The sequence below is a fragment of the Mesorhizobium sp. M4B.F.Ca.ET.017.02.2.1 genome, assembly GCF_003998955.1.
GTDB lineage: Bacteria > Pseudomonadota > Alphaproteobacteria > Rhizobiales > Rhizobiaceae > Mesorhizobium > Mesorhizobium abyssinicae.
In genome coordinates this window covers 1-9,969 of sequence record NZ_RZOF01000248.1, presented here as the reverse complement: position 1 = coordinate 9,969, position 9,969 = coordinate 1, and the positions used below count along the sequence as shown (strand labels likewise).

Here is a 9,969-nt window from a genome sequence, read left to right as displayed (position 1 = left end):
CGCCGATCTCGGTGATCTCCTGCTCGACACGGTCCTGCTGGCCGGCTACCGCGGTGAAGGACACCGCCTGCTGGCGGCGCGCCATTTCGTCGGCGCCTTCAAGCTCCGCCGGAGCGGCTCCCGGCAGGATGGCCCCGCGCGCCGGCAGCGGGCCGCGCGGCAGCGACGGATCGACCGGGACGATGTAGGGGAATTGCGCCGGCGGCACATAGGGCAGAGTGCCGAGCGGCAACCGATAGCCGACCGGTGAATCGCCGGGAACCAGGAACAGCCGGCCGCGCCTGGTCTTCCATTTCTCCGAGCGCCAGCGCTGGCCGGCAGCCTGGCTGTTCCAGCGCTGGACTGGCAGCACATAACCCGACGGCTTGGTCAGCCCGCGCTCGAACACGCGCGCCATGCGGCTGCGCTCTTCCGGATCCTCGAGCTTGGAATTGGAGGGATCGACATTGTCCGGCAGCTTGCCTTCCTTGAGCAGCCACTCGGCCGGATCCTCATAGGCCTCGCTGACCATCGCCTTGTCGATGCCGAGCTCGCCGGCGATCGCCGTCAGCAGGCTTTGCGCCTGTTCGGGACCCACCGCGACGCTGCTCTTTTCGCGCGCGATCAGCGACGGGTCGCTCCACACCGGCTGGCCATCGGTGCGCCAATACAGCGAGAAGGTCCAGCGCGGCAGGCTCTCGCCCGGATACCATTTGCCCTGGCCATAGTGGAGAAAACCGCCCGGAGCGAAACGCTCGCGCAGACGGCGGATCAACTCGTCCGCCTTGCCGCGTTTGGTCGGACCGACGGCGGCGGTGTTCCACTCGGCGGATTCGAAATCGTCGATCGACACGAAGGTCGGCTCGCCGCCCATGGTGAGCCGCACGTCGCCTTCCTTCAGCGCCGCGTCCAACTTGTTTCCCAGCGCGTCGAGCGCCTGCCAGCTTTCGTCGGAGAACGGCTTGGTGATGCGCGGATGCTCGGCGATGCGGTCGACCCGCATGTCGAAGCCGAAATCGACATTGGCGAAGCTCGCCATGCCGGAAATCGGCGCGGCATTGCGGAAATGCGGGGTGGCGGCGAGCGGCACGTGGCTTTCGCCGGTGAGCAGGCCCGAGGTCGGATCGAAACCGATCCAGCCGGCGCCGGGGATATAGACCTCGCACCAGGCGTGCAGGTCGGTGAAGTCGACCGCGGTGCCGGGCGGCCCGTCGAGCGAGACCAGATCGGGCTTGAGCTGGATCAGGTAGCCGGAGACGAAGCGCGCGGCGATGCCGAGATTGCGCAGGATCTGCACCAGCAGCCAGCTCGAATCCCGGCACGACCCCTTGGCGGCGGCGAGCGTCTCCTCCGGCGAGAAGACGCCCGTCTCCATGCGCACGATATAGGCGATCTCGCGCTGCAGCCGCGCATTGATGTCGACGAGGAAATTGACGGTGTTCCTGGAGCCGCGGTCGATGGTCTCCAGGAAAGCCGAGAGCAGCGGCCCGGCCGGCTCCGGCGTCCGGTAGATGGCGAGGTCTTCCCTGATCTCTTCCGGATACTCGAACGGGAAAGTCTCGGCCGATTCCTCGACGAAAAAATCGAATGGATTGTAGACCGTCATGTCGGCGACGAGATCGACCTCGATCTTGAGTTCGGTCACCGGCTCCGGGAAGACGAAGCGCGCGAGGAAGTTGCCGTAGGGGTCCTGCTGCAGGTTGACGAAATGGTTCTTCGGCTCGACCTTCAGCGAGTGGCTGAGCACCTTGGTGCGCGAATGCGGCGCCGGCTGCAGCCGGATGACCTGGGGCCCGAGAACCACCGGACGGTCGTATCTGTAATGGGTCAGGTGGTGGACGGCTGCCAGAATTGCCATGGGGCCCCTGAGTTCGGCGTTTCAATTCGCCGAACCCTGACACAAATGCAGGCCATTCTCCAAGCAGAGATGTTGCGCTGCACATGAATAGTCGACCAACCTTAAGTTGGCGAGTTATGGCTGATGCTAGCCTGCCTTGCAGCAGGCGGGTCTCCCAACGTTGGAATTGCCGTAAGGCGCCTGCGAGCGCGCGGTCCAGACGATAATCCATATCGTCTGCAACGGTTATGCGGGTCAGGTCGTCGCCACCGGCTTCAATCGTCGTCTGGAGCGTGCTGTCAACCACGCTCGGACCGGCTCGTCGAAGTACTTCAAAGCAAGGTAGGAAGCCACGATCACCGTCAGGATTTGCAGAAAATCAATTGCGAGCGCCATCTCAAGGGAAGCGTGAATGCGAGAATTGACTTCTGCGAAAAAGCGAATAATCGGATCCTGCAAGATATAGACGGGATAAGACAATCTTCCCATAAGAAGGAAGCGGGAAAGCGTCTTACCATCTACTAATAACGATGATCCAAAATATACCACTGCCGGCAGTATGCATACAACATATACGAGATCGATTAGCCACGACCGTCCAAAATCTGATAGCAACAAAATTGCAAGAAAGAGATTTGCCGCCAGTGCAGATATATTCGAAAGGTGACTTGCAGGCCTCAGGCGGTACAGGAGGACTCCACAAAAGAACGGAAACATCACCCTGATAAAACCATAAATCCAGTTATCTTGATCGTTGCCGCCTGATATCATATTATTCTTCAGCGCAAGCCAAATAAGAGCAATTAGACTCAAAACCACAACAATAACAAGGCGTCTAGTTGAAAGATACCGCACTATCAGCGCGTAGACGATATTTACATAAAACTCGAATGTTAGAGACCATCCAGCCATATTGAGCGGGTAGGCCGTCGCCCACTGCGGAAAGACGTAGCTCGGCAAAAGCAAAATTGCGAGCAACCCGACCAAGAATACATCTCTCAAATCGGGTCGGCCTTGGATAAAATGGGAGAGAATCAACAGCAATAAACCCGACATCACTCCAACGAAGAGCAATGGGTAAAGTCGAATAATTCTTATCCGCATGAATTGAGAAAAATTCATTGAAGATTCCAGGCGCTTTTCATACGCGTAGGCGATGACAAGGCCGCTCAGAATATAAAAAAAATCGACAGCTAAACCGGCTTGAGGGAGCTTCTGAAGGTCATGGTGCTGGACCGTATGGAAAAATAGGACAACCAAAGCAGCGACACCTCGAAGACCATCGAGTACCGCAAAGTGCTGCTTGTCATCCATGTCGGGGCCCCCAAGCCCCACATCTTTGCTATAGGTCGAGCCCACGCGCAAGCCGATTGCGACAGCCACGCCGACGATCGCGCGTTCCGGCCGTGCTTGATGGAGTCGGTCAGGAACGATCCGTGCGTGCGAGCTCTGGGTGGTAAGCGCATGAACTCATGAAAGCTAGAAAAACGCCTGGATGCTTGTCTGCGCCCGTCCGAGGATCAGCGCATGCACGTCATGCGTGCCCTCATAGGTATTGACCGTCTCCAGGTTCTGCGCATGGCGCATGACGTGGTAGCCGATCTGGATGCCGTTGCCGCCATGCATGTCGCGGGCCTGGCGGGCGATGTCGAGCGCCTTGCCGCAATTGTTGCGCTTGACGATCGAGATCATCTCCGGCGCCATCTTGCCCTCGTCCATCAGCCGCCCGACGCGCAATGAGCCCTGCAGGCCGAGCGCGATCTCGGTCTGCATGTCGGCGAGCTTCTTCTGAAAGAGCTGCGTGCCGGCGAGCGGCTTGCCGAACTGCTTGCGGTCGAGGCCGTACTGCCGCGCCCGGTGCCAGCAATCCTCGGCCGCGCCCATCGCGCCCCAGGAGATGCCGTAGCGCGCCCGGTTGAGACAGCCGAACGGCCCCTTCAGGCCAGAAACATTGGGCAGCATCGCCTCCTCGCCGACCTCGACACCTTCCATCACCACCTCGCCGGTGATCGACGCCCGCAGCGAGAGTTTGCCGCCGATCTTCGGCGCCGACAGCCCCTTCATGCCCTTCTCCAGCACGAAGCCGCGGATCTGGTTGTCATGCGCCGCCGATTTCGCCCAGACGACGAAGACATCGGCGATCGGGGCGTTGGAGATCCACATCTTGGAGCCGGAAAGCCGGTAGCCGTTCGCCGTTTTCTCGGCGCGCGTCTTCATACCGCCCGGGTCGGAGCCGGCATCCGGTTCGGTGAGGCCGAAGCAGCCGATCCATTCGCCGGAGGCCAGCTTCGGCAGGTACTTCTTGCGCTGTTCTTCCGATCCATAGGCATGGATAGGATACATCACCAGCGACGACTGCACGCTCATCATCGAGCGGTAGCCGGAATCGATGCGCTCGACCTCGCGCGCTACCAGGCCGTAGGTCACGTAATTGGCGCCGAGACCGCCATACTCCTCGGGAATGGTGATGCCGAGCAGGCCCGCCTCGCCCATCTCACGGAAGATCGAGGGATCGGTCTGCTCGTCGAGATAAGCCTCCTCAATGCGCGGCGCGAGCTTGTCGGCCGCGAAGGCCGCCGCGCCGTCGCGCACCATGCGCTCATCCTCGGAAAGCTGGTCCTCGATCAGGAAGGGATCGTTCCAGACGAAGGAATTCTTCTCGGCGGCCATGGCCTCACTCTCCCAGCGAAATCTTGAATTGCCCGGCTTATCGACCTCCGCACGGAAAAAATCAAACAAAATTGCATCACGGATCAATGAGCGTTAGTAATGAATCATGAACGTCCAGCGCCGCCTCCTGCCCAACACAGCCGCCCTCGCCGCCTTCGAGGCGGTGGCGCGGCTCGGCTCGTTCACCGCCGCCGCCCGCGAACTCGACCTGACGCAAGGCGCCGTCAGCCGGCAAATCAACCTCTTGGAAGAGCAGTTCGGACGCCGGCTGTTCGAGCGCGACAGCCGCAATGTCCGGCTGTCGACGGCGGGCGAGATCTATGCTGAAGCGGTGCGCTCAGCACTTGGTCAATTGCGCGACGCCGCTCTCGGATTGATGAGCAATCGACATAGCGGCGCGCTGAACCTGGCAATCCTGCCAACCTTCGGCACACGCTGGCTGATGCCACTGATCCCGGATTTCGTCGCCCGCCATCCCGACATCACCATCAACTTCGCCACCCGCATCGGCCGCTTCGACTTCGCCCGCGAGAGGCTGGACGCCGCGATTCATCACGGCATGCCCGACTGGCCGGATGCCGACTGCACGCTGCTGATGCGCGAAACCGTGATGCCGGTGGTTTCACCCGAATTCCTGGCCAGCCGCGACATCGCCTCGCCGGCCGATATCAGCCGCCTGCCGCTGCTGCACATGGCGACGCGTCCTGGCGCCTGGAGCGAATGGTTCGAGGAGCAGGGTCTCAGCGCACCGACTGGGCCAGGCATGCAGTTCGAGCAGTTCGGCACAGTCGCCCAGGCCTGCATGGCGGGGCTCGGCGTGGCGCTGCTGCCGGAAATCCTGATTGCCGGAGAACTGCAGCGCGGCCAGTTGCTGCCGGCGCCCGGCCAGCCGATGCAGAGCCGCAGCGCCTACTATCTGGTCGTGCCGCACGACAAGCGCAGCCATCCACCGGTCGCCAGTTTTCGCGACTGGCTGCTGGGCCAGGTTGAAAGGGAGCCGGCTTTCCTCGCCTGGTAACTACTTGCGCTTCATCGCCTCGGCGAGCGCCGCGCCGAACGCACCCTGAGATGGCCGCTCCGGCTGGCGTTGCGGTGCTGGCGAGCGCGGCGCCGGCTTGCCGCCACCGTCACGCTGGCCGCTGCGCGCCGCTCCACCTTCGCGGCCATCCTTGCGCATCGACAGGCCGATACGCTTGCGCTTGATGTCGACGTCGACGACGCGCACCTTCACCACGTCGCCCGCCTTCACCACCTCATGCGCATCCTTGATGAAGCGGTCGGCCAGCTGCGAGACGTGGACCAGCCCGTCCTGATGCACGCCGATGTCGACGAAGGCGCCGAAAGCAGCGACATTGGTGACGGTGCCTTCGAGCTGCATGCCCGGCTTCAGGTCCTTGATGTCGTCAACCCCCTCGGCAAAGGTCGCCGTCTTGAAACCAGGACGCGGATCGCGGCCGGGCTTTTCCAGCTCCGCCAGGATGTCGCGCACCGTCGGCAGGCCGAAGCGCTCGTCGACGAAGACACGCGGATCGAGCGCCTTGAGCGCGGCACTATCGCCCATCAACGCGCGCACGTCGCGGCCGCAGGCGGCGACGATCTTCTTCGCCACGCCATAGGCTTCGGGATGCACCGAGGAAGCATCGAGCGGCTCGGCGCCATTGGCAATGCGCAAGAAGCCGGCGGACTGTTCAAAGGCACGCGGTCCGAGCCGCGCCACTTTGAGCAGGTCCTTGCGGCTGGCAAACGGCCCGGTCGCATCGCGATGCGCAACGATTGCTTCGGCAAGCGACGGCCCAAGCCCCGAAACCCGCGCCAAGAGCGGCGCCGACGCCGTGTTGAGATCGACGCCGACGGCGTTGACAGCATCCTCGACCACTGCTTCCAGCGAACGGCCAAGACGGTACTGATCGACATCGTGCTGGTACTGGCCGACGCCGATCGACTTCGGCTCGATCTTGACCAGTTCGGCAAGCGGATCCTGCAAGCGGCGAGCGATCGACACGGCGCCGCGCAGTGACACGTCGAGGCCGGGGAATTCCGCCGCTGCCGCCGCCGAGGCCGAATAGACCGAAGCGCCCGCCTCGCTGACGATCACCTTGAGCGGCTTCGGGCCGGAACCGGCTGGCAGGTCCGACAGCATGTCAGCGACCAGTTTCTCGGTCTCGCGGCTGCCGGTGCCGTTGCCGATCGAGATCAGCTCGACCTTGTGCTGGCGGATGAGCGCGGCGAGCTCGGCCTGCGCCCCGCGCACGTCGTTCCTGGGCGGGAACGGATAGACCGTCGTCGTCGCCACCAACTTGCCGGTGCCATCGACCACCGCCACCTTGACGCCGGTGCGGATGCCCGGATCGAGCCCCATCGTCGGCCGCGAGCCGGCGGGCGCGGCGAGCAGCAGGTCCTTCAAGTTGCGCGCGAAGACGTGGATCGCCTCCTCCTCCGCCCGCTCGCGCAGGTCGCGCATCAGGTCGAGCGTCAGATGCAAGGATAGCTTGATGCGCCAGGTCCAGCCGGCGACCTCCATCAGCCAGCGGTCGCCCGGCAGGCTGCCGCCGATCGCATAGGCATTAGCAATCATGCGCTCGACCGGCTTCACCGGCGATTGATCGTCGGCATCGACCTCGATGTCGAGCGACAGCACCTCCTCGTTGCGGCCGCGCAGCATGGCCAGCGCCCGGTGGCTGGGTGCGTTCGCCCAGCATTCGACATGGTCGAAATAGTCGGAGAATTTGGCGCCCGCCTCCTGCTTGCCATCGACGACCCTGGCGCGCAGGAAGGCACGCTCCTTCATATAGGCGCGCAGCTTGCCGACCAGATCGGCATTCTCGGCGAACTGTTCCGACAGAATGTCGCGCGCGCCCTCGAGCGCGGCCTTTGCGTCTGCCACTTCTTCGGTGATGTAGGCGAGCGCGAGGTCGGCGGGCACCGCCGCGCGGTCGGCAAGGATCGCCTCGGCCAGCGGCCCGAGCCCACGTTCCCTGGCGATCTCCGCCTTGGTGCGCCGCTTCGGCTTGTAGGGCAGGTAGATGTCTTCCAGCTCGGCCTTGGTGGCGGCAGCAATGATCTTGGCCTCCAATTCCTCGGTCAGCTTGCCCTGCTCACGGATGGAACCGAGGATCGTCTCGCGGCGCGTGTCGAGCTCGCGCAGATAGGCGAGCCGCTCGGCCAAATCGCGCAATTGCGTGTCGTCGAGCCCGCCGGTGACCTCCTTGCGATAGCGGGCCACGAAGGGCACCGTCGCGCCCTCGTCCAGGAGGCCGATCGCCGCCGCCGCCTGCTCGGGCCGCGCGCCGATCTCGGCCGCGATGATTGCTGCAATGCGTTTGATGTCGGATGCCATGCCGGTCCCTGTCGAAAAGAGCGGCGACCATAGGCCTGGATGCCGTCCTCGCCAACCGCGCTGTTCGGGCCCCGTAGCGAGGTTCCACAGAAAAACGGTTACGAAACCGCCCCGCCGAGGCGGCTCAGACCATGCGGCTCAGCGCCTCGAAGAAGGCGACTAGCTCGACATCGAGCCGGTCGTCGACCGGCTCCGGCTGCGACGACATCTTGGCGATCACCACTTCGGCCTTCGGATTGACGTAGAGCCATTGGCCATGGATGCCGATGCCGCAATAGGCGCCGCTATCGGCGCCGGTCTGGTACCATTTGTTGCGGTAGCGGCCCTTGGGAAAGAGAAAGGCCATCGTCCCGCGCTGCCAGGCCTCGAAGCTGCCGCCGGTTGAAACCGTGTCGCGCACCCAGGCATCCGGCACGATGCGGCGGCCATTGGCCATGCCGCCCTGCCGCATCATCTCGCCGACCCGCGCCAGGTCGCGCGGCGTCACCGAAATGCCGCCGGCCGTGCGCGCCGTGCCTTCCATGTCGACGGCGATCGAACCCTCGCCCATCGCGCCGAGCGGCTGCCACAATTTCGCGCGCAGGAGATCGCCGATGCGATGTCCGGACGCCCGCTCCAGCAGCATGCCGAGCAGATCGGAATTGGGCGAGCGGTAGCGATAGGTGCGCCCGTGCGGCTCGCCGAGACGCTGCAACGTCAGGATGAACGCCTTGAGGCTTTCGGACCCGCCACCCGGATTCCACAGCGTGGCGCGGCGGTAGCGGGCAAACGCGCTTTCGGGATCGAGATAGGCCTCCTCGAAATCGAGGCTGACGCTCATGTCGAGCACATGCCGGCAGCTCGCATCGCCATAGGCCGAACCCTCGGCTTCGGGGATATAGCTGACGACCGGCGCGTCCGGGTCGAATACCCTCTCGCCTTCCAGTATGCCGGCAAGGATGGCGGTGAAGGACTTGCTGATCGAGAAGATGATGTGGCGCGCGCCGAACTCCATATGCGGCGCGAACCAGTCGCCGACCAGCCTGCCGCCCTTCAGGACCGTCAGCGCATCGGTGTCAGAGCGCTTGAGAAAAGCCGCGACCGTTTCCGGCTCGGCCGCCAGGGCGACCTTTTCGTCGAGCAGCCCGCCAAGCGCCTGCGCCGGCGCCTCTGCGCCGCCCGACGCCGCGAAGGGCGTGCTCGGCACCAGTTCGCCGACATTCTGGAACGACCAGCGATTGAATGGGCTTTCGCGCCAGTTGGAGAGCAGCACCGCATTGCGGGCAAAGCCATACTGTGTCTCGAACGCGGTCCTGCCGGTCATGACGATCTCTTCTGCTTGTTGTGGGTCAGCCCAGCGCCGCGGCAATGGCGTGCACGGCCTTCAGCGTCGCCACCGAATAGGCAATGTTGGCGAAATCCGGGTAGGTCGACAGCTTCACCACGACCATCCGGTTGTCCCAGCCGATATGGATCAGCTGCCCGAACACGCCCCGGCACATCAGCGCGCGCGAGCGCGGATCCTCGATCCAGAACTGGTTGCGATAGCTACCTTCCGGCAGGCTGGGATTGAAGCCGGGACCGTGCCTGCCATTGCGTGTCGCTTCGATCCAGTCGGCCGGCACCACGCCACCGCCATTGTCGAGGATCAGCTGGCCGAAGCGGCCATAATCGCGCAGCGTCGCATTGAAGCCGCCCTCGGCCAGCGCATAGCCGGCGCTGTCGACGCTGAAGCAGGCGCTCTCATCGGCGCCAAGCTTTTGCCAGAGTTCCTCGGAAACCAGTTGCGCCAGGCGCTTGCCGGTCACCCGCTCCATGATGAAGGCGAGCACGTCGGTCTCGATCGAGCGGTATTCGAACGCCTCGCCATGCGGCCGGACCTTGTCCTTCAGCCGCAGGATCAGCTCGAACATGTGCGCCGGCCACTGGAAGGCGGGGTCGCTGCTAGGCGGCACCGGTTTCCAGCCGCTGGCGACGTCGACCTGGCCGATCTCCGAATAGGGGTTGGTGTACTCCTCGGAGAAGCGTACGCCCGTCGTCATATCGAGCACCTGCTGCACGCTGGCGCCTGCCCAGGCGGTCTCGCCGAGTTCCGGAAGGTAGCTGGTCACCGGCTTTGCCGGATCGATCAGGCCGCGCCCGGCGAGGATGCCGAACACCGAGCCGG

The 9,969-nt window shown here is 63.7% G+C and carries 7 protein-coding genes; 1 reads left to right on the top strand and 6 read right to left on the bottom strand.

Features of this window, described 5'->3' with window-relative positions; genetic code table 11:
* The 3 genes from EN738_RS24375 to EN738_RS24365 form a co-directional block, all read right to left on the bottom strand.
* Positions 1-1,837: transglutaminase family protein (locus EN738_RS24375; RefSeq protein WP_145966917.1), on the bottom strand; the 1,837-nt coding region annotated here is incomplete at its 3' end.
* A gap of 234 nt (positions 1,838-2,071) precedes the next feature.
* The gene (locus tag EN738_RS24370) at positions 2,072-3,199 is read right to left on the bottom strand and encodes an acyltransferase (protein ID WP_127285940.1); all 1,128 of its coding nucleotides are present in this window, start codon (positions 3,197-3,199) and stop codon (positions 2,072-2,074) included.
* Between the two features lie 96 nt (positions 3,200-3,295).
* Complete coding sequence (locus EN738_RS24365; protein ID WP_127285939.1) at positions 3,296-4,486, bottom strand: acyl-CoA dehydrogenase; 1,191 nt, start codon at positions 4,484-4,486, stop codon at positions 3,296-3,298.
* 106 nt (positions 4,487-4,592) lie between these two features.
* Here EN738_RS24365 and EN738_RS24360 point away from each other — a divergent pair, with 106 nt between their 5' ends.
* Positions 4,593-5,504: a LysR family transcriptional regulator gene (locus tag EN738_RS24360; RefSeq protein WP_127285938.1), complete on the top strand. Its 912-nt coding sequence runs from the start codon at positions 4,593-4,595 to the stop codon at positions 5,502-5,504.
* On the opposite strand, the gene EN738_RS24355 is transcribed toward EN738_RS24360, so the two are convergent.
* From EN738_RS24355 to EN738_RS24345, 3 genes are all read right to left on the bottom strand, one after another.
* Complete coding sequence (locus tag EN738_RS24355) at positions 5,505-7,823, bottom strand: Tex family protein (protein WP_127285937.1); 2,319 nt, start codon at positions 7,821-7,823, stop codon at positions 5,505-5,507.
* 124 nt (positions 7,824-7,947) lie between these two features.
* Positions 7,948-9,126 carry a serine hydrolase gene (locus tag EN738_RS24350; protein WP_127285936.1) on the bottom strand — a complete coding sequence of 393 codons (1,179 nt, stop codon included), beginning with the start codon at positions 9,124-9,126 and terminating at the stop codon, positions 7,948-7,950.
* Between the two features lie 25 nt (positions 9,127-9,151).
* Positions 9,152-9,969 (bottom strand): serine hydrolase (locus EN738_RS24345; protein WP_145966916.1); only part of this gene is annotated, 818 nt, incomplete at its 5' end.